The following is a 26,582-nucleotide window of genomic DNA, read 5'->3' on the forward strand; positions in this document are numbered from 1 at the left end:
TTATTTCTCTTTGGATTCTTGCTCAATCTCTGCCATCACATTATTATAAATAGGTACTATCATCTCAAGATCTTGTTCAATATGATTAAAGTAGTTCGAAAATGCCCTTACCATTTCTTCTGCCTTTCTTATTGTGTCGCGTTCGAAACGAAATTCCTCTACTTGCTTAGCCACCAATTCATTTTGCACACGGATCATGGGCAAAATAAAAACTCTATAAAAATCTAAATTATTAAGCTTATTATAAACTTTATCAAATTTGTTAAATAGATTGTTCATTGAGTGAAATGACTGAACAGCAGTTAGTTTCTTTATATGTTTTATAATTTGCTTCAACTGGTCAAGAACACCGATTAGTTTATTCAAACTTTCATCCATTTTCCGTCTTTTACTCATAAATTCATAGGGATCGCAAGGTTCTTCCAAGAAATCATACCATTTTATAACAATCTGTTTTCTAGTTAGTTCATGTTCGATTACTTGCTGCAAAGATAAAAATTTTGTTCCGTTAATTTTTGCTCCACCCTGAGTTGTATTAATAAACGTACAATTATTTATTTTTTGAAATGCCTCGATAACTCGCTCCATTTGTGTCTTCATTTTTAGAAAACCCTCATTTGTTAATATAAATTCTCCTTGAACGTTTTCTACAGTTATCGATTTTTCCAGAACTTTTTCAGGGATAGCATTTGATTTCCCCTCGTATTCAATTCCTTTTGCATAGTGGGAGTTATTTAAATAAGCAAAGTTTTGTCCAACAAAGATTATCGGATTGCACTCCAGCCTGTTTAACAGTTCTGTCGCCACTACAGCAATAGAAGGTGCGTCTGATACTTTTACTAATTCTTTCAGTTTGTCTTGTTGGTAAAAATAAGGAGAGACCGTATCTTGGCTGGTTATCATATGTGCTTTAGATCCCTTATAGTTTTGAATTGTCTCAAAACCAACACTCGTGCCATATATCATGGGAATTTCCCAATCCGCTTGTTTATTAATTGTTTTCTCAAAAACTTCATGATTGTGAGATTGAGGATCATATGTACATGCAGCATCAGGATATATGCCATACTCCACTAATGAGTTTATAGCGGAACCAACAGAAAAAATATAGGCAAGCCCGTTCTCTTTAATATGTCTAAGATAATCTAGTTCTTCATTTAAAGACGGACCTGCAGCAACGATGATTGCCGGTTTCCCTTTAAATAGATGTTTATTTTCCTTATGTAAGATGTTTGGTGTTTGGATAGTTTCTTTTAAATTCATCAAGCTATTTATAGTCCAACGTTTTTCATAGGCAAAGTTTGTTTGAAGGTTTGACCTCTTATTTTTCACCTCATTAGTAAACACCTTGGCGAAATTTTGATACTCTTCCTTAAATACTCGCTCATAACTTGGCAAAGTAATCAAAAGAACTTCGTTATTTACTTCACTCGCAAAATTATGAAGGAATTGATTCCTATTTTCCTCAGAGGTCTCCACAAATAAATGTTTAATTGATTTGTCACCTAAGTTTTTAATTAATTTGGTATTTATTAGAGATTGGAAAGCACCAATGTTAGGTTCATACAATGTAATTGAAACATCTGGATATTGCTTTAGAATCGCTTCGACATGATACCCTAACCCTATTCCATAAAAAAATACATTCTTTTTCCTGCTTAATTCTTCAGAATACTGTTCAACAAATTTTTCTGCTTCTTGAACAGGATCATATTTACTATGCAAATAGAGTGTACGCCCATTGTCCTCAATGGCTAAAGTAGAAAGATCTCTTTTAGACTTTATCACTTTTACATTGTTATGTTTATATTGCTCTTTGGTAACCTTTCTAACCTCTGGGAAGTGTTTTTTGAGATAATTAATATTTTCAATTAGTACCATTTCTAACTCCTTCCTCGTCGATAGTTGTTGCTACCTTTTTATGAATATCAACTAACAATGGTTCGATTTCATATTGCAATAAATCGGCAAATACAATCGTGTCTTGATTTTCAAATACTTCTTCCATCTCTTTCACAACCATTTCTAAACTGGTAACTGAAATCAATAAGTCATCCCAATCCTTAGGGCGTACTTCTAATTGATCTATATTCTTTATGGCTTTATGTATCCATTGAACGCCTTCTAATAATTGGATTGTCTTATTTGATCCAATATCTGCTTGACTACTGTAAAGTTCATCTACAAAAATTCTAATTTCAGGTAATGACTGTTCAAGATATTTTTCCATTGATTGCAATGATTCAATAACAAATTCAGAGACAGTTTTAAATACAGCTTCAACTCTTTTAATCACTTGAAAATTTTCGTCAAAGTATTCTTCGTAATTATCAAAGACAAATATATTATCCACATTAAAATGACTAAAATAGTAATCTTTATTTTTTAGTTCCTTATTAACCAAATCCGTCATAGACTGTAATGCTTCACTTTTATTAGTAAAATCATAGTTTTTATCTCGGATAACAAACTTCATGGTGACACACCCTTTCCTCTAGAGTTATTATCGGTTTAATCTATACAATTATAAAGTAGCATTGACTATTATTAATATGAAATTAGTGGAATAAAAAAAGAAGACTTCAATGAAGTCTCCTTTTTTTATCACTATTAACCAAGTAATTGTAGTACTGATTGTGGTTGTTGATTTGCTTGAGCTAACATAGACTGAGATGCTTGGGAAAGAATGTTTGCACGAGTCATTTCCATCATTTCTTTCGCCATGTCAACGTCACGGATACGAGATTCCGCAGCTGATAAATTCTCAGAAGCATTATCAAGGTTAGAGATTGTATGCTCAAGACGATTTTGCATTGCACCAAGATAAGAACGTCCCTCGGATACTATCTTGATTTGATCTTCAATACTCTCAATCGCAGCTTGCGCACCAGAGAAAGTAGAAATATCACCAGATTGAGCAGCCGTTACAACGCCAGATAAGTTAACACCTGCAGTACCAAATTCGATTTGAGTTAACTCACCATCATTAGCACCTACTTGAATATTTACCGTTCCACTTTGTCCGGCTGTTCCATCAAGAAGGTTTTGCTTGTTAAACTGTGTATTATCTTTAATTCTCTCAAGTTCATTAGCTAATTCCCCAAATTCATCATTCAACGCATCACGATCTTGAGCTACGTTAGTGTCGTTTGATGCTTGAACTGCTAATTCACGCATACGTTGAAGAATGCTATGTGTTTCGTCAAGAGCACCTTCAGCTGTTTGAATCATCGAAATACCATCTTGTGAGTTACGGCTAGCTTGATCAAGACCATTGATCTGTGCACGCATTTTTTCAGAGATTGCAAGACCTGCTGCATCGTCACCTGCACGGTTGATACGCATACCAGATGAAAGCTTCTCCATTGCATTCTGCATTGCACCTTGGTTGTTTCCCATTTGACGGTGTGTGTTTAAAGCTGGAATGTTATTGTTAATAATCATTATAATTTCCTCCTTGAGTGTGTTCCGCCCACGTCCTTGTGGTTGGATGTTGTTGTTAAGCCGTAGGACTTTGTTATCTGCCGTTAACTAGTTCCTCGTGCTTACAATACTTATATCGGCTTGTTTTGAGATTGTTTAATAGATTTAGAAACTTTTTTTATTTTCTTTTTTTCTGATCTGTGACATGATCTTTTGTTCCTGTTATTCGATCGGTTGATGTTGGTCGTCGGCGACAAATTGCTTGATATGTGTGTGAGATAAGATCGTATTGAAGATCTCGCCTTCAACTTCTATCAGTGGAAAGATCGGGTCTTCAATTGGGATGAATTTGATGATTCCTACTTTTCCATTCGTAAGTTGAACAATGCTGCCTACGGCTGATTGCATCGTTTTATTGATAAAGGTATGGGTAATCTTCGCGTCAAGCTTACCGAAGGAGTCTTTTCGTAATTGTTTTAGTGCCTCGTAAAAAGGGTAGGGATGGATGTCAGCGGACTGCTTTAAGTGTTCTGCATATCTATCTATACTAATATTGAAATTCGTCAGACGCCTCACAGTTTCTTTCGTAAGTACTATCCCCTTTTTTAAGAGTAAGCCTTCTTTCTCTGTCTTAACATCTGCTGTTAATTGATAGCCTCTATATTTCATATTCTGCTCTAGCACATCATCACCCCTTACCAAGCTCTATCTATCAAGATAGATAGTCATTAAAAGTATGATAATTTTATAATAAATGGGTAAAAATGTTTATACAAACAGAAAAAAGACACCTCAGAATGAAGATCTGACGTGTTGTATTAACTAATATACTGTTTCACAAAATGTGTAATGATTCCTATTTTTGATTCCACTTTTAATTTTCTTTTAATTTTAACAATATTATTATTAACTGTATGAGTAGAATGATACGTACACTTCGCAATTTGTTCGGCTGATTTTCCTTGCAGTAAATATGTAATGATATCTTTTTCTGTTTTATTAAACTGATCCTCGTGTTCTAGGCAAACCGTTAGTCCATGCTCTATTCTTCCTTGATTTCTTTTAAAGACCTTCGTTAACACACGGTTCTGAAAGGGTATATCTAAGAAAGGGTAATAGTTTATCGCATACTTGATTGACTGGTTCAATTCGGAGTTTTCAATAGATACAATGCTCGCTTGGTTAAAGGCCAAAATATCATCGACAAGCTCTTGTTCTTGCTTTGAGATTATCCAGATGAACTTATGATGACTACTTTGATGTGCGAGCCCTTTTCTCCTTAATCTTTTCATATAATTACGTACATCGTCGACATTGTTAACGATGTGATAGTGCAGTGGAGTTGATTGCTTGCATTCATCTGCACAGTTCTTCATTACACTAATTAACGATGGGTCCGTCGTAATAAAGCTAAGGGATTCCGCTGTTGTGCTATTCTTATTGTTATCCACGCTTTCTCCTCCTTTATTACAAAGTAGAGCCTTCTTCTGTTTTCTATTATTACCGACACTACTGTCTAAATGAAAGTTCTTTATAATCATTCATCAATATGAATAAGAAAGACCTGAGACTTCCTTCTTATAAAGATGTGTTTATGTCCCATAACCCTTACCTTATTGCATATTCCCCTTCGTCAAGAATCCTTTCAACCCATCTAATGAAACGGTTTGTGCAGCTTCGTTGTTTTCAGATTGGATTGCTAAGTAGACTTCTTTGCGATGAATGTCGACGTGACGAGGTGCGTCAATACCGAGCTTGATTTGATCTCCATCAATTGAAAGGATTGTAATCTCAATATCATCACCTATTTGAATTGCTTCTTTAAGCTTTCGTGTCAGGACAAGCATCTACACCTCTCCCTTCACGGTTTGCTGAAAGATTGTATGCTTTGTTCCGTAATCACTAGTACTAAGAAGGAGCTGTTTGCCTTTTTGTTTTGCAGCGTTGATGATAATAGGTCCTTGAAGATTCGCTGTTGTCGCTTCAAAAGGTTCATGCACCGTTAGTAAAACAAAGGTTGCTACTTCTTCTTCTGACTCAATCTCGAGTTGCTCCACGGTCGTATCAGGTAGTTTTACCTCATACCCCGAAACAAATTGAAACGGATTAATCATCAGAAAAGCAATGTCTTTTGTTTTAGTAGATTGAAGGACATAAAAAGGTGTACCTTCTTCAAATGGAAGTAGCACAAATTGTTTTTCCTCTTCAAAGGCTGGTAGTCCTTTCACAAAATCAATCACACGTTCTGATGCAAGTTCTACAACGCCTGAGTATTTCGTTTCAATCTCCAACAAAATTCGCCTCTTTCCGAGTTTATTTTCTATATCATAGCATGATTCGACTTAATTTCGGGGGAAATTAACGTATTTCCCAAAAAAAGAATAAATTTCAGCTATACGTCCCTCTTGGACCCTTCCATTTATATAAAAAAAAAAAACGAATCTACTTTGATTGTAGACTCGCTTTTTTTATAATCCTCGGTTAATAGAGGTCCCAACTGCTTGAAAAGAGATCTGATTCCGCTGGCGAAGATACGTATCTGTCTGCCATTTCGGGATTTGAATATCAGGGTCTCTACGATTGACTTGAATATCGGTTTGGTGGTTCGGAACTCGTATGTTCACTTCTGCCGGTTGAAAATCGATCTTGGTTGAGTTGATGGACCTCGGCATCTGAACTATTCGTAATTGTCCTTCTGGTTTCTCACTATTTACTTTTGCTAGTCTCGCAAAAGCACCGAATCCATTTTCGATTTTCATCATTTGATCGCCTTGCTGACGACGTTTCCTTATATGTTCGGCTACTTGTTGGTTAGCACTAGAGTAGAACTCATTGGCAAGGCGTAACGGCCCTTTCAGATTCGCATCGGCAAAAGCTTCGGTTTGATCAATATGCAGCTGAGAGGCTCTGGTGCTTATCTCAATAATGCCCGTATGCGTTTGACGAATTTGAAGGTCCGCTTGATGCTGCTTAATTTGCATATTGAGACGGTGTGAGGATAAACCAATATATGCATTTGTCGATTGAATCTCTAAATGTGGTAATCTCACACTCATCCCTCCTTATTTTTTAACGTAGGAAATCCATTAAAGATGGTTGAATCAACCGCGCTCCGACAGCCATCGCTGCACGGTGTACACTTTCTTGTGTCGTTAAGTCAATAATGACGCGCTCTATGTCGACGTCTTCATTATCAGACATAATTCGGTTCGCAAATACTTCTTGCTCCATTAGGCGGTTTTCAATCATTTCTACTCGGTTCACACGCGCTCCAAGCTCCGCGCGTTCCGCGACGAATGTATCAATATGGCCAAACAGGTCATCAATGTATCCAGTAAGGTCCGCACCTTTTATAGATGGGTCTTCAAGCGCTTTTTCCAAACGAATAATGTCACCAAATACCGCTGTACTAAAGACTTTTGAAGCATCAATATTTACAGGGATCGTCACACCCTTCATCAATTCAATTTCCACAGGTTGTGTGTTCACCGAGACAGCTGTACGATTGGATACGATAACATCTGTTGAGCGGACAGCCATTGTTTCTGGCTCATCGTCTCCAGCCGAATTTGGTTTAGAGAATGTGACTGTTTCATCTGATGAGATTTTTAGTTGGTAGGCCTCTTTGTTAAAGTCGTCGATCGGACTTCCTTCAAAATTCACAGTATCGATCTGCCTGATATCTTGAAAAATTTGTTGACCTGTTCCGTCCTCACCAACATGTCGATACGTTTGACCACCGTAGATCAGATCAAATTTCTCGATGTCATCAACAGCATTTACTCCGTCAAATAGTTCATTGATCCCTAAGTCCATCCCTTTGTCATCGACAATTGGGGCTCTGGTTGTGTTTGTGCCGTTAAAGATATATTTATTACTATTTTTCGTATTTGCAACCGATTGGAGATGCTCACGTAATTGCTTAACTTCTTTCGCAATATTAGCACGCTGGGTTCCTTCATACGTATCATTTGATGCTTGAGTGGCAAGTTCTCGAATCCGTTGCAATGTTTGTGTTCCTTCATCTAATGCCGAATCAGCTGCATCGACCCAACTATACACTTCTCGTAAGTTACGCTTGAATTGCTCTACTTCATTCACTTGAGAACGATAACGCATCCCTTTCATCGCAATGACCGGATCTTCTGATGCTTTCGTAATCCGTTTTCCCGTTGATAGTTGATCTTGTAGATTAGCTAAACGGTTATACCCTTGGTTAATATGCTTTAACGAATTCGTTGATAGCATCATTTGTGTGACTCGCATGAACGTTCCTCCTATCGACCGACAACGCCCATGCCGTTAATGATGCGGTCGAGCATTTCGTCTATTGTTGTAATATTACGAGCGGCAGCATTATACGCATGCTGATACTGGATCATCATCGTCATCTCTTCATCAAGTGACACATTACTCACTGATTGGCGATTAAATTCTACACTTGTACGCAATCCTTCCGAGCTTCCTAACATACGACCCGCTTCTTGTGTCTCCACCGCCATTTCGCCAATGACCCCTTGATAAAAACTAGTTAGAGTTGCAGTTGTTGCATTATCGCCTGTCCCAAAGGTTAACAGCGTATCCTTCATATTGGCCATAAGACGTGCATTAGAGCCGTCACCAGCAAAGGCCTTGGTGACACCTTCAATGTAGTTATCAGGATCAGACAATACATTTCTAATTTCTTCATAGTCTCGTTCTTCTGGCCGTACATTTATTAAATCTTCATATCTAGTGCGAGCATCGGCCGTCAACGCATCTGTATTCACACCCGCAGCGGCGATGTTATTAAGGCTCTTCATAATATTCGCATCAACACGGATATTTGCAGCAGTAATGTCACCATCTGCAGGTACATTGAAGAAGTTACCACCTAGTTCAGTCGGCTGACCGACGACGTCTAATGTGTAGCCAATCTTGTGGATATTGTTCACTTCTTCAGCGAAGTTCTTCGCCATTTCGTTTAAGTTAGCAATCATATCTGGATACGTACCAGCAACTTCACTATCGTCATCTTCAGGATCTATCATATAACCAAAAGCTTCTGCCAATGCTTTTAGCTCTCCACGTTGCAACGCATCGATCGCTACTGGATCTTCACTACCAACTATTAATCCTTTGACTGCAGTGCCCTCATCATTGTAGCTTACACCTAGCGTTTGGATCGCGTCAGCATTTAAGGCATCAACAAGTACAGTGTCTGAACCCTTCAACGTGACTGTTACAGCTCCTTCAGCTACCTCATTAGGCTTCCCATCACTCTTTTCTCGTTTCGTATCGATGTCAATAATGCTCGATAATTGATCTAAGATACGGTCTTGTTCATCATATAAGTCATTCGTCACATAACCATGCGGCTCTACTGAACGGATTTGTTTGTTTACCTCATTTAATTGCGATAATAATGAGTTAACTTTTTTCACTGTGACATCGATTTCTGCCTTATAATCATTTTTCACGGTCGTTAAAGAAGAGTGCATATATTGGAATGTGTCAGCAATTTCTTCAGCCCGGCGTCTCGCTACTGCTCGTGCCCCGGCGTCATCTGCATCTCCATTTAAATCTTGCATCGCTCCCCAAAATTGATCTACCAAAGAGGCTAAGCCTTGTTCAGATGGTTCATTTAATATATCTTCCATCCGCGTTAATGATTCGTACCGCGCACCGTAGTATCCGACTTTATTGTTCTCATTACGAAATTGAATATCTAAGAAATGCTCGCGTACGCGTTGAATTGATCCTGCTTTTACACCCGTCCCGACTTGTCCTGGCATCATCGGACTGTTTTTACCGATACCTGGATAAGGTTCTGTTTGCGTGAAATTAACACGTTGTCTTGAGTAGCCCGGTGTATTGGCGTTGGCAATATTATGGCCTGTTGTATGTAGAGCACTTTGCTGCGTCATCATTGCTCTTCTTGCCGTTTCTAATCCATGAAAGGTCGATTGCATGTCATTCCTCCTACTTTTTATGCTTTTGAATCAAAGACCGAGCGACTGTATAGCTCCGTTTGTTCTTGTTTATGTTGCGGCTTTGCATAGTGGACATCCTCTGCCTGAGGAACCATTAGATCAAGGGAAAGGTTCACAAAACGTAAAGACTCCTCGAGTAACTCTCTCGTATGGTCACTTTGTTCTTTCAATTGATGAACCTCTTGTCGTAAGGCTTTTTGCAGCTTTAACAGGACTGCTTTTTCCTCTTCTGTTACATACTGAAGTAACGTCTGAACCGTTACGTCCTCTGTGCCAGTTCCCTTGCTCATCATAAACGCTTTGGCTTGTTTCATTCGGCTGGATTCCGCGATTTGCACTGCGCGCACGAGCTTCGCTTCTTCTCGAACAAGTTGACTGAGAGTGGACACATCATTTGCTTTAATCGCGTCGACCTTCTCTGCCGCTCGTTGATTTAATTGTTGATGAAGTTCGATAAGCTCAGCAATCGATTCGATCACACTCTTCACTGACATGTCATTCACCTCGTTAGGGGTTTTAGCTGGTAGCTTTTAGCTAATCGCTAACCACTAATTATTCCAAAAATCATACATCTTCTTCGCTACAGCTTCTGGGTTGATGCGGTATTCGCCGACTTCTACTTGCTTCTTCAAATTTTCAACACGTTCAGCCCGTTCTTTTTCTAGCGGATTCCCTTTTTGCATTTCTAGTGCTTGAGAGGAGATCTCTAGTTTATCGTGCTTTTTAGTGGGCCCGACCGCTTTTTCCGTCAATTCCGTTTGCTTACGATATGGGTTTTTTTGAACGGATTGGTATGGGTTTATTTTCATGTTCATCACTCCTTGTCATTGTTATACATGGACAATAAAACGTACCGATTGGCTTCTGTAGCTTATATCGGCACGTTTGATCGAATTGTTAAAACTATTTATTAAAGCGATCCTCAAAAGAATGATACGTTGTATTGCGAGCTCGTTCTTCCTCTTTTATATTCTTCTCCGTACGTTCGACAAAATCTTTTTCTTTTTCGATTTTATCAAGGCCTGAGGTTATATTGCCTTTACAAGCGGAACAAATTCGACCTTCTTGAACAATCGTTCCACATGATTCACATGGATACCCTAAATTCGGAAAATGAGTGACCATGATCCGTCCTTCTTTTACAAATTGATGAATTTGCTCAAGCGGCACCTCGGTATACTCATGAACTTCGCGAATCGAAGCCATACGGTTTTGCTTCTTACGCATAAAACGGGAAACTTTATCATAATAATCTTCTTGTTCTTTATAACAAGGATTGCAAATTGGACGAAGAGCTTTTACAAATAGACTTCCACACTTTGGGCAATTGGCTACATCTCTCATGCTATATTCACCTATCTTTCTATTATACTATGATCTTGTATCGTTATCTAATAACAGCTAGACTATCGTGCAAGCGTTAACGATTCGACTGTTGTCGCCCCGTGTGACACAAGCGCTTGAGCAGCCTGCCTGATCGTTGTCCCTGTAGTATATATATCGTCAATTAGAACAAAAGTTTTAACCTCTTTTATCCTATTCATGCCCTCTGCAATGTAAAAAGGGGAATCATCGACACCCCGGACTCGCTCTGCACGATTCTTCTTACTTTGTTGCTCGCTTGTCCTTCGCCCTAAACATACATCAGTCTCTATCCACCCCTCTGTCATTTGCTGCACTTGGTTAAATCCTCTATCCACTAATCGTTCTTCACTCAGTGGAATCAGAACCGGGGAGGCCCCTTGAAATCTTGTCTCAAAGGCCTCCATTAACTTGATGGAGAAAAAACGCCCGATCTCCGCATCGCCTTGGAATTTATAGAGCGACATCCATTCTTTCATCGTCTCATTATAGGAGTATAAAGATTGATTACGCGTAAGTAAGTGACTTGCCGTCGGGTGCGTTTCCCACTTCTCGCAGTCTGAGCATGTATCAGGTTGTTTAATTGAACGCCACTCGGTATTAAGCGGTCGTGTGCAAAGTTGGCATAACTCCACCTCTAATCGTGTCAATCCACTTTCACAGCGCACGCATACTAATGGTTGTGAACGGTCTAAAAGCAAGGCTCTCCAGCTCGGCTTCTCACTGATTTTCTCCTTACACACTAAACATCTCGCCATCCCCTCAAACCTCCATCCGGTTCATTCTCTTAATCTGACTCTTCGCGGCATTCATCGCCACCGTCTTGCCATAATGAAAAAAACAGACCGCACCATCAGGGGCATCCACCTTCCGCCCGACCCTGCCTGCCATTTGGACAAGGGCCGCTTCGGTAAACACATCATCTTCAGCTCCGAGCACCGCCACATCGACACCTTTAATCGTGACCCCTCGTTCGAGAATCGTTGTTGTTAACAAAAGAGAATATTCCCCTTGTTTAAATGCGGTTAGCTTGTCATGACGGTGCGGATCGGCCGCGTGGATCGCTTCATGAGTGATAGAAACTTGATTAAGAATCACGGAGCATTGCTCGAGTACATCGATCGACGGAACAAAGACGAGCGTCGGCTTTTTGATCGTAAGTCGGTCGTGAATCCAGGCTAGAACATTAGGGGGAAGGAGTTTCTTTTGTAGTGATTTGCGCCAATTGCCACACCAGGTAAACGTCGGAACAGGGAGGGGGTACCCATGATAACGACGCGGAACATACACCGTCTCAAGATTCGGTTGTTTTTTTAAGGAAGTACTTGGGGTTGCGGTGAGGTAGATGAGCGAAGAATCGATTCTCTTTGCCTGTTCGACGGCGTGTTGCAAGCTTTTGTCGTAGCTAAAAGGGAAGGCATCAACTTCATCGACGATCGTAACATCGAACGTCCGATAAAATCGCATCACTTGGTGTGTGGTTGCGATCACAAGTTGCGCGTTTGGCACATCTTCCTTACTTCCACCATACAAACTAGCAAGTGGGACGTTCGGAAACACTTCTTTTAATCGTGGGGTCAATTCTTTAACGACATCAACACGTGGCGTTGCAAGTAAGATTCGTTTTCCAAGAGAGAGGGCATGCTCAATTCCTTTGAAAAGCATCTCGGTTTTTCCTGCGCCACAGACTGCCCAAAGTAGAACGGAGAGTTGGTCTGAAATAGCACGAACAACCGCATTCGATGCTTTTTCTTGAGCTGGTGAGAGTTGTCCATTCCAACTCAAGGTATTCGTGATTAATGGATATGAAAGGTGATGGGTATCATTGAGGTAATAAAGCGGTCGACATTCTTGCGTCTTCCCTAAGCGAATGCAATGTCGACAGTAGAGACAATGCCGATGACAACGGGCACAGTGATGGGAAGCAAACAATGTTCGATCTTCATTTCCACAACGAACGCAGAGTGGTTTGCCTTTTTGAATGAGGACACTGGGGGTTTGAGCGATAACGTTCTCTCGAAGGAGCGAATCCATTATGTCGTCTGAATAAGGAATTTCTGTGCGAAGAAGTCGTTTTCCATTCATAAAAAGAGGGGTGTCAATAGACATAGAAGATCACCTCGGGGGGGATTTAGCTGGTAGTTTTTAGATTTTTGCTGATAACTGTTAACTTTTTGCTGATAAATGTTAGACTTTTGCCGATAACTGTTAGCTTTTTGCTGATAAATGTTAGACTTTTGCCGATAACTAGTTGCTTTTTTGCTGATAGCTCTTAGCTACCTGCTACTAGCTAAGAGCTAACCGCTAATCATTTTATTCTCCTTGTTTATACCATGAGATACCTAAGCTGCCTTCGCCTAGATGAGTGCCGATGACGGGGCCGAAGTAGCTGATGTCGACTGTTGCATTGGCAAACGTTGACTCAATCTCGGCTTTGATTGTCTTGGCGGAGTCTGATCTGTTGGCGTGGATCACCGTTACCTGGTACGTGTCACCTGATGCGATATCATCTTTTAATAAGTGAAGGATGCGTGCAATCGCTTTTTTCTCCGTACGCACTTTCTCAAATGGTACGATGCTTCCTTCAACAAAGTGTAAGATCGGTTTAATCTTTAAAAGGTTTCCGACAACAAGTTGAGCAGAACTCAAACGACCGCCGCGGTGAAGATGTTGCAAACTATCGACCATGAAATAGGCTTTAAGAGTAGCTTTGAGTTCGTTAAGTCTTGCTACAATTGTCTCGGCATCTGCGCCCTCTGTTGCTAATTGAGCGGCTTCTCTAACAAAATAACCTTGCGGCGAGCAACTAATCTCAGAATCATAGCCAATCACTTCAATACCTTCGACCATACCGGCCGCACTCATCGCGGACTGATACGTCCCACTAAGCTTGCTCGATAAATGAATCGAGATGATTTGCTCATATCCTTCGGTTTTCAATGTTTCAAATGTTTCTAGGAAATGACCAATCGCTGGCTGGGATGTCGTTGGTAGTTTTTCAGATTCTTTTAACAGACGGTAAAATTCATCTGTCGTCAGGTCTGTCTCTTCTTGGTAAGAGGTTTCTCCGATAATGACGTTTAATGGAACCATATTAACCGACATCTCATCACGCGTTGCTTGTGAGAGATAAGCGGTACTGTCTGTTACGATTGCTACTTTATTCATCTCTGTTTGTTCCTCACTTTGCGTTCCCACAGTCGGGGAAATATTGTCATGAGACGGCTTGACGTACGCGTTCAATCGTTACTATTTCAAACGGTTCATCTACTTACTAATGTACCTTTAATCATGCTAAGATTCAAGATTTTATCCACTTCTTGGTAAGAATAATCCGTCTAACGTAAAACAAGAGATACCCACTACGGAGTACCTCTTGTTCATCATTCGAATTAACGAACGATGACATATCCTTTTTTGATCGCTTCGACAACGGCTTGCGTACGATCATTGACGCTCATCTTTTGCAAAATGTTACTTACATGGTTTTTAACGGTCTTCTCACTAATGAAGAGAGACTCACCAATCGTACGGTTACTTTGGCCATCTGTCATAAGTTGCAACACTTCACACTCACGACGCGTTAAGATGTGAAGCGGTTTGCGGAATTCTACTTCACGGAAACCAATCGAATCTTCGTGCTTATCATCTTCTGTTGCCAGTCTGCGATATTCTTTAATTAGGTTATGTGTCACTTTCGGGTGAATGTATGATCCACCTGAAGCGACGACTTTAACCGCTTCGATCAAGGAATTGGCATCCATCTCTTTCAATAAATAACCTGACGCCCCTGTTTTTAGGACATGCGTGACATACGTTTCATCGTCATGGATTGACAAGATTAATACTCTGACATTCGGGTATTTTGCAATTAATTCTTTTGTTGCTTCAACCCCATTGACTTTTGGCATATTAATGTCCATTAATATAACGTCCGGATTGTGCTCTTCAACAAGTCCCATTGCTTCGGAACCATCTTCACCATCTGCAACAATCTCAAATCCTGGCTCTAGTGCCAAAATTCGCTTTACACCTTCTCGGAACAATTGATGGTCATCAATTAATACAATACGAATCTGTTTCGTTTCATTCATCCCATTCACCTCTATGTTTACACGGTTATTATTATTACCAACTTACGGGTGACTTAATCAACAATCTGTCATTCACATCGGTACGACAATTGAAATGCATGTACCTACGTTGATCTTTGATTGAATTGTTAGTTCCCCTTTAAGCATGTTGACCCGTTCCTTCATTCCCATCAAACCAAATGTGCCTTCTTTTAAATTCTTTGTATCAAAGCCTTTTCCATCGTCTTTAATGATAATTATAACCTTAGTTGGCTTGATTTCAATTTTGACTTTGATTTCTGTTGACTCTGCATGTTTGTAGGCATTTTGCACCCCTTCTTGCACCATGCGAAACAACGCTACTTCATACTCTTCAGGAATTCGTTTGTCACGCCCTATATGCTTAAACGTAACATTGATGCGGTTGTGCTCCTCAAAATTCGCTAAATACTTTGATAAAGTCGGGACCAACCCTAGATCATCTAGAGCCATTGGTCTCAAATCGTAAATAATCCGCCTTACTTCCGCAAGTGAAATTTTAACCATCTTTCTCAGGTCACGAATTTCATTTAACGCTTCATCAATGCCTCGCTCTTGATAAATTCGTTCTATTAGCTCAGACCGTAAGAGGACATTTGCCATCATTTGGGCAGGCCCATCATGGATTTCACGGGAAAGCTTCTTTCTTTCTGCTTCCTGTGCCTCGATAATCTTTAAGCCAAACTTCTGTTTCTCTCTTGCATCTTCTATGACTTCCCCTACTTGACGTAAGTCACTCGAAAGGAAATTATACACGACCGACATTTGACCCGCTAAATGCTCAGCTCGCTCAATCGTTTCATTGAGATTAATGAGCCTTCGTTCAATATGGTCACGTCGTTCTCTTAGCTTAATTTCTTCTTGCTGCAAGACGGTTAGTTGAATTTGAAAGTCATTCGCTTGTTCGTAGGCTATCTTAATTTCATCTTGGCTGAATCGGTCGAATGCCTTGCTCACTTCAACTAAGCGGTTTCTCGCAAATCTGGCATGCAAGTTTGTGCGATCTGTTTTTTCAATAATATTCGCGACACACGTCCGCACATCCTGCAATTCTTTTTGTAGTGTTTGATACTCCTGTCTCGACTCTTCACTGATGTCGAAGATCTGCTCTCGACTTTGTCCGACGGTATCTAACGTTTGATCAATTATCTTATCTAACATCTTCATATCAACCATGTCCATCACCAACCTTTACCGCCATCCTCAGGCGTAACCTGGTGCAGAATTTCAAAGCTTGTTCAGTTGCTTCAATATAAAGTTTCCGCTATCCTTATCTTACACCAATCAAGCAAGAAAGCGTTACTATTTCCTAGCGTCAATAGACTTAGACGCTAATCTACTTAAGGACAACACTATCGTACCAAACCTTTATTACATACGGATAACGCTGATTTGTAAAACTGTGAAAAAAAGAGGAGGTTTGAGGAATATGCTACCTATCTATCAGACGGTCAAAGGACACGGGAACCACGAAATAACGATACAAAAGTCGCGCTTTATCTCCTACTTTGCTCGTGCGACCACAGAAGCCGAAGCTCAAGCATTTATTGAAGAGATCAAAAAGAAGCATTGGAATGCTAACCACAACTGTTCAGCCTACTTAATTGGAGAACAAGATAACATCCAAAAAGCAAATGATGACGGCGAACCAAGCGGAACAGCTGGTGTACCTATGCTCGAGGTCTTAAAAAAACGACAACTGAAAGATACAGTCGTCGTCATCACTCGCTACTTTGGCGGGATTAAATTAGGAGCAGGAGGATTGATTCGTGCCTATGGCGGTGCGGTGAGCGAAGGGTTAAATGCAGTGGGCGTCGTCGAACGCAAGCTCATGCAAGTGATGCATGCCCAACTCGATTACCACTGGCTCGGCAAGGTGGAGAACGAACTAAGACAATCAATCTATCAACTAAAGCAAATCGAATACCTCGACCAAGTCGATGTCCAGACCTACGTCGCATCCGATGAAGTCGACACCTTCACAGAATGGATGACCAATCTAACAAACGGGCAAGCCAAGCTTGAAAAAGGTGAACTTGTGTATTTGGAATCGGATGTTAAGTGATTGTTTGGTTGGAAAGTTGGTTAGTTGGAAAAAAATTCAACCTTTCCACCTGTTCCACCTCTATCACCCTTCCAACTCTCCGATCATGATTTCAACCGCTTGTACCATCTCATGTAACGACAGACTTGGTACGTTCGCTGTTTCGAGGGCGAGTTGATGACTTGCTGGTACGTGTATGAATCCTGCGGGGGTTCTCCTGTTCTGATCGTTTAAAGCATGTAGTACTTGATACATAATATTGTTACAGACATACGTTCCAGCGGTGTTAGAGATGCTTGCTGGAATCTGTTCTTTTGTCAACGCATCGATAAACTTTCTAATTGGGAGCGTCGAAAAGTAAGCCGCGGGGCCTCCTTCGATAATCGGCTCATCTTGTTTTTTTACGCCATCATTATCTACTTCCCCATCATTGACATTAATCGCCACGCGTTCCGGTGTGATTCGGTTTCGTCCTGCCGCTAGACCTAACATCATGATCGCATCTGGCTTCAGATGATCGATTGAATCGATCACGATCTTCGCAGCTTCTGAAAACGTCACTGGCAAAATCACCCCATGCACTTGATAATCACCAATCACTCGGTCCTGTAACTGATCCACTATCTGTTGCGTAGGATTCTCCTTATGAGATAAAAAAGGCTCAAATCCCGTCACTAAAACTCTCTTCATAATCCCAATACCTCCCCAAAATTTTTACCCATTCCATCTTACCAACCTTCCAACCCTTTTCCGCAAAGAAAAGAGGTAGAAACATTCGTCTCCCCCCTTGCTTACTCACTTTGTAATATACGAAAACGAGTCCTTGTATTGTTTTAGCTCAATGTTCACATCAGCAGAAATAATGCCTTCGATTTTTCCAAGCTCTTTATTCACAAAATACACGAGATCGTCATTGCTTTTAAAATATGCTTGCATAATCAAATCGTGCTGCCCTGAAAACGCTCCGACGAATCGAACCTCTGAAAATTGGTTCAGCTTAGCCGCTATCCCTTCTTGGTACCCAAGTTTCGTTGAGATCCCGATAATGACTAGAACGTTTAGTCCGATTTTATTTGGATCCATATGGATGATGAACTCAAACACATTGTCTTTTAGCATCCGATTAATTCGTGTCCGAACGGTTCCTTCGCTGACATTCATCGCTTTGGCGATCTCGGTATAGGACCGCTTCCCATCCTCTTGCAAATGGTGCAAAATCATATAATCCACTTCATCTACTTTCGACATCGTCTCACTCATTTCATCAAAAAGTCTCATCCACTATTCTTCGTATGAGTAAAAAAGTTTGAACAAAAGGACAGAGAAATTATCTCTGTCCCAATCATTGTTTATTTTTCAATTACACGCGGATCAAGCGCATCACGCAAGCCATCTCCGATAAAGTTAAAACATAGTACGGTAATTAAGATTAAGAGACCCGGGAATGTTGGGTACCACCAAGCATTTCTGAATATCGTAATACTTTGTGAGTCTGTCAACATGTTCCCCCATGAAGCATCTGGCGCTTGAACCCCTAGTCCAAAGAAACTAAGTGCTGACTCAGCAAGGATAAATCCACCTACAGCAAGTGTCGCTGCAACAATAACAGGACCAAGTGCATTCGGTAAAATTTGCGCGAAAATGATGCGCGTGTTCGACATTCCAATCGTACGAGAAGCAAGAACAAATTCTCGTTTCTTTAATGTGAGGAATTCTCCACGCACGACACGCGCCGTCCCTGTCCAAGAAAGCAAAGCGAACACGAGAATTAAAATATTAATGCTCGGTTGTAAGATCGCCACAAGGGTAATCAGTAAAAAGATATTCGGGAATGCTAGGATGATATCGACTAAACGCATTAGGAATGCATCGACTAGTCCTCCAAAATAACCAGCAACCGCACCAATAATTGAACCGATCGTAACAGCCCCAATCATCGAAGCAAAGCCTACATATAAGGAAACTTGTCCACCGTATAACATCCGACTGAATAAATCACGGCCAAGATGATCCGTCCCAAGCCAAAAGTCTGAACTTGGTGGAGCTAGACGATTTCGTAAATCTTGAAACGCTGGATCATGTGGTGCGATAAAAGACGCAAGCACACAGGCAAGTGTAATGACCGTTAACATAATTAATCCAAAGACAGCTAACTTATTCTGAAAGAACTTTGTCACAATAATGGAAAGGAGTGAGCGACGTTCTCCGATAATCTGCTGATCTTCAACCGGTGGTTTGCCCTCAGGCGGCTTCGGTTGAAAAACTTGTTGTGTATTTGATTCCATGAAGTCTCCCCTCCTTAATACTCGATCCGCGGATCTAATACTGCATAAAGAATATCCGCTATCAAGTTTCCAATTACTGTGAGTAATGCGCCAAACATGGTGATCGCCATAATTACGGGGTAATCACGTTGGAATGTTGCATCGATAAATAGTTTTCCAATTCCAGGCCATCCAAAGACAGATTCAACAATCGCCGAACCACCGATCATTGTCGGTAACATTAAACCAAACATTGTGATAACTGGAATTAAGCCATTACGTAAACCATGCTTATAAATGACACGACGCTCTCTAAAACCTTTCGCACGTGCTGTACGAATATAATCTTGGTTGACAACCTCTAACATACTTGAACGAGTATAACGAGTTAGACCCGCCATATCAGCTGTAGCTAGAACAAAAGCTGGTAAAATTAAATGTTTTAAGCGATCAAGAATACTGAAGTCTGCCCCAATCGTTGCAACCCCGCCAACTGGTGTCCAGCCTAGCTGAACTGAGAAGATCATAATCAACATGATCCCAAGCCAAAAGTTCGGGGTGGCTAGTCCAATGAACGAGCCAAAGGTCACTCCATAATCCGTTAAAGAATACTGCCTAGTAGCTGAAATAACCCCAAATGGAATCGCTATAATGGCTGCTAAGAAAAGCGAGGTCGCCATTAATAGCAAAGTATTTGGAAGACGATCTAAAATCATTTCCGTTACAGGCATCTTACGTGAATAGGATACACCAAAGTCCCCTTGTACAACATTTCCTACCCAACGTACATATTGCACAGGAATCGGATCATTTAACCCTAGTCGTTCAATCTGAGCCTCACGTACTTCTGGTGAAATTTCTGGATCAAGATTTAAAATAGCAGGTTTACCTGGTGCTGCATACATGATAGCAAATGAGATGATGGAAATACCAATCAATATTGGGATCATCATGATCAATCGTCTAATGATGTAACTAGTCATAATTTCATTCCTCACAATCCCTCAAGGTAGTTTAGTAGAGTAGGAAGGGGAGGGAAGATCCCCTTCCCCCGACTACTTGAAGGCTTACTCAGTTACGTACCACTCGTTAACTTTGTACATGTTAACACGTGGGTGATGTGTGAAGCCTTCCACACGGTTGCTTAGAAGTACATGTTGCTCTGGGTAGTATAAGAACGTGTAAGGCTGGTCATTAGCGAGTTCTTCATAGATTTCTGCGATGACAGCAGCACGCTCATCTTGATCGATGATTTTCTTGTTAGAAGCAGCAAGCTCATCTACACGATCATTGCGGTAAGAAATGTTGTTTAAGCCATTTTCGATTTCACGAGAATGCCAGATTGCTGTTGGATCTGGATCTGTTGCAAGACCCCAAGCAAGTACAACTGCGTCGAAGTCGTAGTTAGGAGGGTTGATTTGCTCTAAGAACGCACCCCACTCCATTTGACGAGCTTCTACTTCGATACCGATTTCACCAAGCATTTGTTGAACAATGACACCAATGTCACGACGAACAACGTTACCATCATTAGAAAGCATTTCAAAAGAGAAACGTTCTCCATCTTTTTCTAGGATGCCATCAGCACCAGGCTCCCAACCAGCTTCAGCTAAAAGTTCTTTAGCAGCTTCTGGATCATAGTTGAATTCAGGAGCAGACTCTGGGTAAGCCCAGCTAAGTGGAGATGCAGGTACGTGAGCAACTTCTCCACGACCTTCCATGATTTCATCAACGATTAGTTGACGATCAATCGCCATAGTTAAAGCTTGACGTACTTTAGGATCTTGGAATAATGGACGATCATTGTTCCAACCAATGTAGTCATAACGTAGTGCTAGAGTTGAAGAAATACGACCGTGGTCATATGTTTCAGCAGTTGCGTACTCTGTAGGTGGTAAGATCATGTAATCAGTATCACCTGTTTCAAACATTAAAAGTTCAGCATTTGAATCTGAAGCAACACGGAATGTTATTTTATCAAGGTATGGACGACCTTCGAAGTAATCTTCATGAGCTGTTACTTCTAGGTATTGACCATCAACGTAGTCTTGGAATACAAATGGCCCTGCACCAATTGGGTTGTTACGGTTGTAATCCATATGCTCTTCAAGATCTGCTACTGCAACATCTTCTAAGATATGCTTAGGAAGAATTCCGTAACCAGAACGCGTGTCAAAACTTGCATCTACTTCAGAAAGGATGAATTTAACAGTATAATCATCTACTACTTCAACACTTTCAAGCGTATCAAAGTCACCAGCACGAGGACCTGTGTAATCAGGATTGATAAAGATGTCATGTGTAAACTTTACATCTTCAGCAGTTAGCTCTTCACCATCATGGAAAAGAACGCCTTCGTTTAGAGTGTATGTATACTCTAAACCGTCTTCAGAAATTTCAGGTAAGTCTGTTGCTAACGATGGAATTAGGTTTAATTCTTCATCTGTTGATAAAAGAGTTGCATGAATTAAATCAATTACATCTGCACTCGCAGAATCTTGTGAATAAAGTGGGTTGAATGTTGTAGGCTCACCAGAAGTACTTAATACGATACTTCCACCTTGTTGTGGCTCACCAGGAGCAGCCGCTTCTTCACCATCACCCTCATCTGTCTCACCATCTGTTTCTGTTGTATCTGCTGGATCATCTTCCGTTGATGCAGGCTCATCTGTACCGCCACATGCTGCTAATACAAGCATAAGCGCCATGACCATACCTAGTAGCACTAACAAACTTTTCTTTGTCATCAATATTTCCCCCTCAAGCTTTTCTTTTAGTATTTTGTCTTGCAAACATCCTATTGCCTTCCTATCAGCCTTAGTATGTAGGCAACACCTCCCTTAATAATGAAAATTCTGAAAATGAGATGTAGAGGAGAAACGTTCCCCCCTACTTATTTGTATAAGTGACATGCAACAAAATGATCTTTTTTCACTTCTTTGTACACTGGCATTCTTTCCTTACATTCATCCATTGCCACCGGACAGCGCGTATGGAACACACAGCCAGTTGGTGGATTGGACGGACTTGGAATCTCACCAGTTAAGATGATGCGTTCACGCTTCACCTCTGTTGGATGCGCGCGAGGAACGGCTGATAATAGCGCTTGCGTGTACGGATGAAGCGGCTCAGAGTAAAGGTCTTTCTTGTTCGCTACTTCCATCATCTTCCCAAGGTACATCACGCCGATTCGATCAGAAATATGTTTAACTACCCCAAGATCATGGGCAATAAATAAGTAAGTCAATCCAAATTCATCTTGGAGGTCTTTAAACAGATTCAATACTTGTGACTGAACGGACACATCAAGTGCAGATACAGGCTCATCACCAATGATCAGTTTCGGGTTTAATGTTAGCGCACGAGCAATCCCAATTCTTTGACGTTGACCACCTGAAAACTCATGTGGGTAACGATTCGCATATTCAGGATTGAGTCCTACTTTTTCCATTAGATCCTCGATGAACTCTTGTCTTGCTTTGCCTTTATACATTCCGTGAACACTTAATGGTTCTTTTAAGATCGTTTGAACCGTTTTTCTCGGGTTCAGTGAAGAGAAAGGATCTTGGAACACCATTTGAAGATCTTTTCGGAATGGATGGAGCTCTCTTTCATTCACGTTAGAGATATCTTTACCGTCAAAGATGATCTGTCCTTCTGTTGGCTCGTATAAACGCATCAACGTTCGTCCAATAGTCGACTTTCCGCAACCAGACTCACCAACAAGACCAAAGGTTTCACCACGTTTGACGAAGAAGCTAATATCATCCACAGCTTTCACATGACCAACTGTCCGTTGAAACATTCCTTTCTTTATTGGGAAGTGTTTCTTCAATCCGTTGACTTCTAGTAAAATATCATTATCTTTTGTTGTCTCTTGATCAAGACGATCAGTTAGTTGTGTGCTCATGGTTGCTTGCTCCTTCCTCAAACAAGAAACATCGTACTTTACGTCCTGGTTCAACCTCTAATAAATTCGGTTGTTCGCTTGCACATCTTGCCATCGCTTGTGGACATCTTGTGACAAAGCGACAACCTGTCGGGAAGTTGTCTGGTGTTGGTACGTTTCCTGCAATCGATGTTAGTCTTTCTTTATCATCATCTACATGTGGTACAGATTCCATTAATCCAATCGTATACGGATGAAGCGGCTTATCAAAGAGCGGGATCACATTCGCTTCTTCTACAATTTGACCGGCATACATCACGACAACGCGATCAGCAAGCTCTGCGACTACACCTAAATCATGGGTAATTAAAATGATCGAAGAATTGAACTTTTCACTCAGTCCACGCATTAAATCTAAGATCTGCGCTTGAACAGTTACATCTAATGCTGTTGTTGGCTCATCGGCAATTAATAACTTCGGATCACAGCTCATCGCCATCGCAATCATGACACGTTGCCTCATCCCGCCAGATAGACGATGCGGATAATCTCTTAAGATCTCATCAACACGAGAGAATCCAACGAGCTCCAGCATTTCTTTCGCGCGATCATAGGCTTGTTTCTTCGAGAGCTTCTTGTGGTAGATGAGTGTTTCCGTTATCTGATCCCCAATCGTGAATACGGGATTCAGAGAGGTCATCGGTTCTTGGAAAATCATACCGATATCATTTCCACGAACTTTGTACATTTTGTCTTGATCTTGTTTGAGAAGGTCCTCACCGTTAAACAGAATTTCTCCGCCTACGGTTTTTCCACCAGGAGATGGGACTAGCTGCATTAGTGAAAGCGTTGTCATACTTTTACCTGAACCAGATTCCCCCACAATGGCTAATGTCTCGCCTTGTCTGACTTCAAATGACACATCATCTACAACAGGAAGCTCTTTTCCTTTTTTAAAGAAATAGGTTTTAAGATTGCGAACCTCTAATAATGGTTTGTTTTCAACCATGACATCTACACCTCTTATTCATAGAAGACTTCATTCCAATTAAGAGTATCGAGAAAGAGAATGACAGGTACTCCCTTGTTAGCATTTGAAAATTCAGACTTTTAAATGAATGAATTTCTACTAACCGCTTCAGAATGACGATACTTTCCTAATAGCAGCGTTTTTAAGGGAAATATATGTTTTCTCATAGTTTTCTGCAAATTTAGTAAATTGGACTAACGTCATTATATTTCATTGTTTCAAAGAATGCAATATTCAATCTTTTTAAAATAGTTTTTCTTTGTAAAAAAATCTAACAATTCATGTAACACAAACTTAATAAATCATTGTACCTATGCTATTTATCGCCCTTCCGTTTCGAATTGTGTAAATTTCATTCCTTATCTTTACGAATCTACAATTATACGACGAAGACCATTTTTTAACAAAATGAATCATTTGTTTTCCTAGTATAACTTCTATCGGTTGATCGACTTTCTTCTATATAATGGTTTACCTTATCAGTGCGTCGCGTCACTTCACTAAAAAAGCCTCCATAAGCAAGATTGCTTAAAGAGACTCGATATCGGGATTAGTTTTTCATTTTCGGATCCAGAGCATCTCGTAATCCATCGCCGATCATATTGAATCCAAGAACAACGAGCATGATCGAAAAGCCTGGGAATAGGACGGTCCAAGGTGCAGATTGGATAAATTGTCTCGAATCAGACAGCATCTTCCCCCACTCAGGCATTGGTGCTTGTGCCCCGAGACCAAGAAAACCGAGTGCTGCTGCTTCTAAAATTGCTGTTCCAAATCCGAGCGTCGCTTGCACGATAATCGGAGCGAGACTATTAGGGAGAATATGGTGCAAGATGATCCGTCCATTTTTCATCCCCTGCGCTTTAGCCGCCATAACAAACTCTTCTTCCCGTAAGCTGATTACTTTCGACCTGACTAATCGGCCGAAGATCGGGATATTCACAATCGCGATCGCAATTAACGCATTTTGTAAAGAAGGCCCTAATATGGCCACAATTGCTATCGCTAAAAGTATACTCGGGAACGCTAACATAATGTCAAACACACGCGAGATCAACATGTCGATCCAACGACCATAGTAGCCTGCAATTAACCCAAGCGTCGTTCCAAACAATAATGCCCCTGTGACGGCAAAGAACCCTACTTGCAAAGAAAGCCTTGCCCCGTACACAATCCGCGAAAACACATCTCGACCAAAATCATCCGTCCCAAACCAATGCTCCGCTGATGGCGGCTGTAGGCGGTTTGGCGGATCTGTTTGCGAATACGAATAACCTGTTAACAATGGAGCGAAAATGGCAATTAAAATAAAAAAACTAATGATAAACAAACCTACGACAGCAAGTTTGTTTTTTCTTAATGAGCGAAAAGCTTCCTTCCAAGGTGACACAGCCACAAATTCATCACGAGGAGGGGGCGGATTCGTTGGTGGTAACGGCGGTTGGTTGTTCCATTCTGGTTTCATCACGTACCCTCCTTAGTATTTAATCCGTGGATCGATATGAGAATAAAGCAAATCAACAAATAAATTAATCAGGACAAAGATTGTCGCTACAATGAGAATGCCTGACTGAATCACGGGATAATCACGATAATTAATCGCTTCAAAAATATAACGCCCAATACCCGGCCAACTAAAGATCGTCTCTGTTAAGATCGCACCGCCTAATAGATTACCCGTTTGCAAGCCTACAATCGTTAACACAGGGATCGCTGCATTTTTTAAGGCATGCTTGTAAATGACGACACCTTGTCCAGATCCTTTTGCATTGACGGTTCGAATATAATCAGAACGTAACACTTCTAACATACTCGAACGAGTCATCCTTGCAATAATTGCCATCGGTATCGTCCCTAGAGCGATTCCTGGAAGAATTAAATGTTTGATCGATTCCCACGTCTTATCAAGCTGGCCACTCATAAGCGTGTCGAGTACGTAGAGATTGGTTGTTGAGATAATTGGGTCACGGGGATTGTCCCGTCCGAAAGCTGGCAACCACCCTAACTCTTGCGCAAAAATCCATTGTTCCATCAGCGCTAGCCAAAAGATCGGCATCGATACCCCGACGAGAGCAATTAGCATACTGACATAGTCAAACCACGAATTTTGTTTCCACGCACTAACAATTCCAGCATTCACACCGATAATAATGGCAAAAATCATTGCAAAAATCGTCAATTCTATTGTCGCTGCTAAATATGGCCAAACTTCTTCGATGATCGGTTTATTCGTCCGCAGCGATGTTCCTAAGTCCCCAGTTGCCAAGTCTTTCATGTACAACCCATACTGCACCCAATACGGCTCATTCAGTCCAAGTCTCTCCTCGAGCTCTGCAATAGCTTGCGGCGAGGCTTGTTCTCCTAAAATCGTCTGTGCAGGGTTACCCGGTATTAAATGAATAATAGAAAATGTCACAATCGTCATCCCAATTAAAACAGGGACCAACAACAGTAACCGCCTGATTGTGTATGCTAGCATGATGTCA

At 40.9% G+C, this 26,582-nt stretch carries 28 protein-coding genes; 1 reads left to right on the forward strand and 27 read right to left on the reverse strand.

What is annotated here, in order from left to right:
- From CDZ88_RS13485 to CDZ88_RS13570, 18 genes are all read right to left on the reverse strand, one after another.
- A complete protein-coding gene (locus tag CDZ88_RS13485) occupies positions 1-1,881 on the reverse strand; it encodes a motility associated factor glycosyltransferase family protein (protein WP_100374047.1) in 1,881 nt (626 codons plus the stop codon).
- A complete protein-coding gene (locus tag CDZ88_RS13490) occupies positions 1,868-2,476 on the reverse strand; it encodes a hypothetical protein (protein WP_100374048.1) in 609 nt (202 codons plus the stop codon). Before CDZ88_RS13490 ends, CDZ88_RS13485 begins: the two co-directional genes overlap by 14 nt.
- A 134-nt stretch (positions 2,477-2,610) precedes the next feature.
- Positions 2,611-3,444 carry a flagellin N-terminal helical domain-containing protein gene (locus CDZ88_RS13495; protein WP_100374049.1) on the reverse strand — a complete coding sequence of 278 codons (834 nt, stop codon included), beginning with the start codon at positions 3,442-3,444 and terminating at the stop codon, positions 2,611-2,613.
- A gap of 201 nt (positions 3,445-3,645) precedes the next feature.
- Positions 3,646-4,107, reverse strand: a complete 462-nt coding sequence (locus tag CDZ88_RS13500) for a hypothetical protein (RefSeq protein ID WP_100374050.1) — start codon at positions 4,105-4,107, stop codon at positions 3,646-3,648.
- 134 nt (positions 4,108-4,241) lie between these two features.
- The gene (locus CDZ88_RS13505; protein WP_157796554.1) at positions 4,242-4,874 is read right to left on the reverse strand and encodes a helix-turn-helix transcriptional regulator; all 633 of its coding nucleotides are present in this window, start codon (positions 4,872-4,874) and stop codon (positions 4,242-4,244) included.
- Between the two features lie 162 nt (positions 4,875-5,036).
- Positions 5,037-5,270: a carbon storage regulator CsrA gene (gene csrA / locus CDZ88_RS13510; RefSeq protein ID WP_100374052.1), complete on the reverse strand. Its 234-nt coding sequence runs from the start codon at positions 5,268-5,270 to the stop codon at positions 5,037-5,039.
- On the reverse strand, positions 5,271-5,714 hold the full coding sequence (gene fliW, locus CDZ88_RS13515) for a flagellar assembly protein FliW (protein ID WP_100374053.1): 444 nt from the start codon (positions 5,712-5,714) through the stop codon (positions 5,271-5,273).
- Between the two features lie 177 nt (positions 5,715-5,891).
- Positions 5,892-6,473: a DUF6470 family protein gene (locus tag CDZ88_RS13520; RefSeq protein WP_100374054.1), complete on the reverse strand. Its 582-nt coding sequence runs from the start codon at positions 6,471-6,473 to the stop codon at positions 5,892-5,894.
- A gap of 19 nt (positions 6,474-6,492) precedes the next feature.
- Positions 6,493-7,689 (reverse strand): flagellar hook-associated protein FlgL, encoded by a 1,197-nt coding sequence (gene flgL, locus CDZ88_RS13525; protein WP_100374055.1) that lies wholly within the window; start codon positions 7,687-7,689, stop codon positions 6,493-6,495.
- 11 nt (positions 7,690-7,700) lie between these two features.
- Positions 7,701-9,374, reverse strand: a complete 1,674-nt coding sequence (flgK, locus tag CDZ88_RS13530; RefSeq protein ID WP_100374056.1) for a flagellar hook-associated protein FlgK — start codon at positions 9,372-9,374, stop codon at positions 7,701-7,703.
- A gap of 17 nt (positions 9,375-9,391) precedes the next feature.
- Positions 9,392-9,889, reverse strand: coding sequence for a flagellar protein FlgN (locus CDZ88_RS13535; RefSeq protein ID WP_100374057.1), 498 nt, complete (start codon positions 9,887-9,889; stop codon positions 9,392-9,394).
- A gap of 54 nt (positions 9,890-9,943) precedes the next feature.
- A complete protein-coding gene (gene flgM, locus CDZ88_RS13540) occupies positions 9,944-10,204 on the reverse strand; it encodes a flagellar biosynthesis anti-sigma factor FlgM (RefSeq protein ID WP_100374058.1) in 261 nt (86 codons plus the stop codon).
- 94 nt (positions 10,205-10,298) lie between these two features.
- Entirely contained in the window at positions 10,299-10,739 is a 441-nt protein-coding gene (locus tag CDZ88_RS13545; RefSeq protein ID WP_100374059.1) for a TIGR03826 family flagellar region protein, read from the reverse strand.
- A gap of 62 nt (positions 10,740-10,801) precedes the next feature.
- On the reverse strand, positions 10,802-11,515 hold the full coding sequence (locus CDZ88_RS13550; protein ID WP_100374060.1) for a ComF family protein: 714 nt from the start codon (positions 11,513-11,515) through the stop codon (positions 10,802-10,804).
- 4 nt (positions 11,516-11,519) lie between these two features.
- Positions 11,520-12,866, reverse strand: coding sequence for an ATP-dependent helicase ComFA (locus CDZ88_RS13555; protein ID WP_157796555.1), 1,347 nt, complete (start codon positions 12,864-12,866; stop codon positions 11,520-11,522).
- 204 nt (positions 12,867-13,070) lie between these two features.
- Complete coding sequence (locus CDZ88_RS13560; protein WP_100374061.1) at positions 13,071-13,925, reverse strand: DegV family protein; 855 nt, start codon at positions 13,923-13,925, stop codon at positions 13,071-13,073.
- Between the two features lie 224 nt (positions 13,926-14,149).
- Entirely contained in the window at positions 14,150-14,851 is a 702-nt protein-coding gene (locus CDZ88_RS13565; protein ID WP_100374062.1) for a response regulator, read from the reverse strand.
- Positions 14,852-14,923: 72 nt separating this feature from the next.
- Positions 14,924-16,045: a sensor histidine kinase gene (locus CDZ88_RS13570; protein ID WP_100374697.1), complete on the reverse strand. Its 1,122-nt coding sequence runs from the start codon at positions 16,043-16,045 to the stop codon at positions 14,924-14,926.
- Between the two features lie 253 nt (positions 16,046-16,298).
- On the opposite strand from CDZ88_RS13570, the gene CDZ88_RS13575 reads away from it, so the two are divergent.
- Positions 16,299-16,934 (forward strand): YigZ family protein, encoded by a 636-nt coding sequence (locus CDZ88_RS13575; RefSeq protein WP_100374063.1) that lies wholly within the window; start codon positions 16,299-16,301, stop codon positions 16,932-16,934.
- 63 nt (positions 16,935-16,997) lie between these two features.
- Here CDZ88_RS13575 and pcp read toward each other — a convergent pair whose 3' ends face one another.
- The 9 genes from pcp to CDZ88_RS13620 form a co-directional block, all read right to left on the reverse strand.
- Positions 16,998-17,603 (reverse strand): pyroglutamyl-peptidase I, encoded by a 606-nt coding sequence (pcp, locus tag CDZ88_RS13580; RefSeq protein ID WP_100374064.1) that lies wholly within the window; start codon positions 17,601-17,603, stop codon positions 16,998-17,000.
- 105 nt (positions 17,604-17,708) lie between these two features.
- Complete coding sequence (locus CDZ88_RS13585) at positions 17,709-18,161, reverse strand: Lrp/AsnC family transcriptional regulator (RefSeq protein WP_100374698.1); 453 nt, start codon at positions 18,159-18,161, stop codon at positions 17,709-17,711.
- A gap of 101 nt (positions 18,162-18,262) precedes the next feature.
- On the reverse strand, positions 18,263-19,198 hold the full coding sequence (opp4C, locus tag CDZ88_RS13590; protein ID WP_100374065.1) for an oligopeptide ABC transporter permease: 936 nt from the start codon (positions 19,196-19,198) through the stop codon (positions 18,263-18,265).
- A 14-nt stretch (positions 19,199-19,212) separates the two neighbouring features.
- A complete protein-coding gene (locus CDZ88_RS13595; RefSeq protein ID WP_100374066.1) occupies positions 19,213-20,160 on the reverse strand; it encodes an ABC transporter permease in 948 nt (315 codons plus the stop codon).
- An 84-nt stretch (positions 20,161-20,244) separates the two neighbouring features.
- The gene (locus CDZ88_RS13600) at positions 20,245-21,924 is read right to left on the reverse strand and encodes a peptide-binding protein (protein WP_100374067.1); all 1,680 of its coding nucleotides are present in this window, start codon (positions 21,922-21,924) and stop codon (positions 20,245-20,247) included.
- Positions 21,925-22,070: 146 nt separating this feature from the next.
- Positions 22,071-23,087: an ABC transporter ATP-binding protein gene (locus CDZ88_RS13605; protein ID WP_100374068.1), complete on the reverse strand. Its 1,017-nt coding sequence runs from the start codon at positions 23,085-23,087 to the stop codon at positions 22,071-22,073.
- On the reverse strand, positions 23,068-24,075 hold the full coding sequence (locus tag CDZ88_RS13610) for an ABC transporter ATP-binding protein (protein WP_100374069.1): 1,008 nt from the start codon (positions 24,073-24,075) through the stop codon (positions 23,068-23,070). Before CDZ88_RS13610 ends, CDZ88_RS13605 begins: the two co-directional genes overlap by 20 nt.
- 571 nt (positions 24,076-24,646) lie before the next feature.
- Complete coding sequence (gene nikC / locus CDZ88_RS13615; RefSeq protein WP_232718644.1) at positions 24,647-25,561, reverse strand: nickel transporter permease; 915 nt, start codon at positions 25,559-25,561, stop codon at positions 24,647-24,649.
- 12 nt (positions 25,562-25,573) lie between these two features.
- Positions 25,574-26,575, reverse strand: coding sequence for an ABC transporter permease (locus CDZ88_RS13620; protein ID WP_100374070.1), 1,002 nt, complete (start codon positions 26,573-26,575; stop codon positions 25,574-25,576).
- Between the last annotated feature and the right edge of the window lie 7 nt (positions 26,576-26,582).

Origin of the sequence: Bacillus sp. FJAT-45037, from assembly GCF_002797325.1 — a bacterium.
Lineage (GTDB): Bacteria > Bacillota > Bacilli > Bacillales > Bacillaceae_D > Alkalihalophilus.

Bases quoted from the DNA above. Each gene is read 5' to 3' on its own strand.
- flgM (WP_100374058.1), bottom strand. From the start codon at position 10,204: ATGAAAATAAACCCATACCAATCCGTTCAAAAAAACCCATATCGTAAG.
- CDZ88_RS13535 (WP_100374057.1), bottom strand. From the start codon at position 9,889: ATGTCAGTGAAGAGTGTGATCGAATCGATTGCTGAGCTTATCGAACTT.
- CDZ88_RS13620 (WP_100374070.1), bottom strand. From the start codon at position 26,575: ATGCTAGCATACACAATCAGGCGGTTACTGTTGTTGGTCCCTGTTTTA.
- CDZ88_RS13555 (WP_157796555.1), bottom strand. From the start codon at position 12,866: ATGTCTATTGACACCCCTCTTTTTATGAATGGAAAACGACTTCTTCGC.
- flgK (WP_100374056.1), bottom strand. From the start codon at position 9,374: ATGCAATCGACCTTTCATGGATTAGAAACGGCAAGAAGAGCAATGATG.
- CDZ88_RS13485 (WP_100374047.1), bottom strand. From the start codon at position 1,881: ATGGTACTAATTGAAAATATTAATTATCTCAAAAAACACTTCCCAGAG.
- csrA (WP_100374052.1), bottom strand. From the start codon at position 5,270: ATGCTTGTCCTGACACGAAAGCTTAAAGAAGCAATTCAAATAGGTGAT.
- CDZ88_RS13565 (WP_100374062.1), bottom strand. From the start codon at position 14,851: ATGAATGAAACGAAACAGATTCGTATTGTATTAATTGATGACCATCAA.
- CDZ88_RS13600 (WP_100374067.1), bottom strand. From the start codon at position 21,924: ATGACAAAGAAAAGTTTGTTAGTGCTACTAGGTATGGTCATGGCGCTT.
- CDZ88_RS13610 (WP_100374069.1), bottom strand. From the start codon at position 24,075: ATGGTTGAAAACAAACCATTATTAGAGGTTCGCAATCTTAAAACCTAT.
- nikC (WP_232718644.1), bottom strand. From the start codon at position 25,561: ATGAAACCAGAATGGAACAACCAACCGCCGTTACCACCAACGAATCCG.
- CDZ88_RS13490 (WP_100374048.1), bottom strand. From the start codon at position 2,476: ATGAAGTTTGTTATCCGAGATAAAAACTATGATTTTACTAATAAAAGT.
- flgL (WP_100374055.1), bottom strand. From the start codon at position 7,689: ATGCGAGTCACACAAATGATGCTATCAACGAATTCGTTAAAGCATATT.
- CDZ88_RS13605 (WP_100374068.1), bottom strand. From the start codon at position 23,087: ATGAGCACACAACTAACTGATCGTCTTGATCAAGAGACAACAAAAGAT.
- pcp (WP_100374064.1), bottom strand. From the start codon at position 17,603: ATGAAGAGAGTTTTAGTGACGGGATTTGAGCCTTTTTTATCTCATAAG.
- opp4C (WP_100374065.1), bottom strand. From the start codon at position 19,198: ATGGAATCAAATACACAACAAGTTTTTCAACCGAAGCCGCCTGAGGGC.
- CDZ88_RS13595 (WP_100374066.1), bottom strand. From the start codon at position 20,160: ATGACTAGTTACATCATTAGACGATTGATCATGATGATCCCAATATTG.
- CDZ88_RS13570 (WP_100374697.1), bottom strand. From the start codon at position 16,045: ATGGTTGATATGAAGATGTTAGATAAGATAATTGATCAAACGTTAGAT.
- CDZ88_RS13560 (WP_100374061.1), bottom strand. From the start codon at position 13,925: ATGAATAAAGTAGCAATCGTAACAGACAGTACCGCTTATCTCTCACAA.
- CDZ88_RS13545 (WP_100374059.1), bottom strand. From the start codon at position 10,739: ATGAGAGATGTAGCCAATTGCCCAAAGTGTGGAAGTCTATTTGTAAAA.
- CDZ88_RS13575 (WP_100374063.1), top strand. From the start codon at position 16,299: ATGCTACCTATCTATCAGACGGTCAAAGGACACGGGAACCACGAAATA.
- CDZ88_RS13585 (WP_100374698.1), bottom strand. From the start codon at position 18,161: ATGTCGAAAGTAGATGAAGTGGATTATATGATTTTGCACCATTTGCAA.
- CDZ88_RS13495 (WP_100374049.1), bottom strand. From the start codon at position 3,444: ATGATTATTAACAATAACATTCCAGCTTTAAACACACACCGTCAAATG.
- CDZ88_RS13550 (WP_100374060.1), bottom strand. From the start codon at position 11,515: ATGGCGAGATGTTTAGTGTGTAAGGAGAAAATCAGTGAGAAGCCGAGC.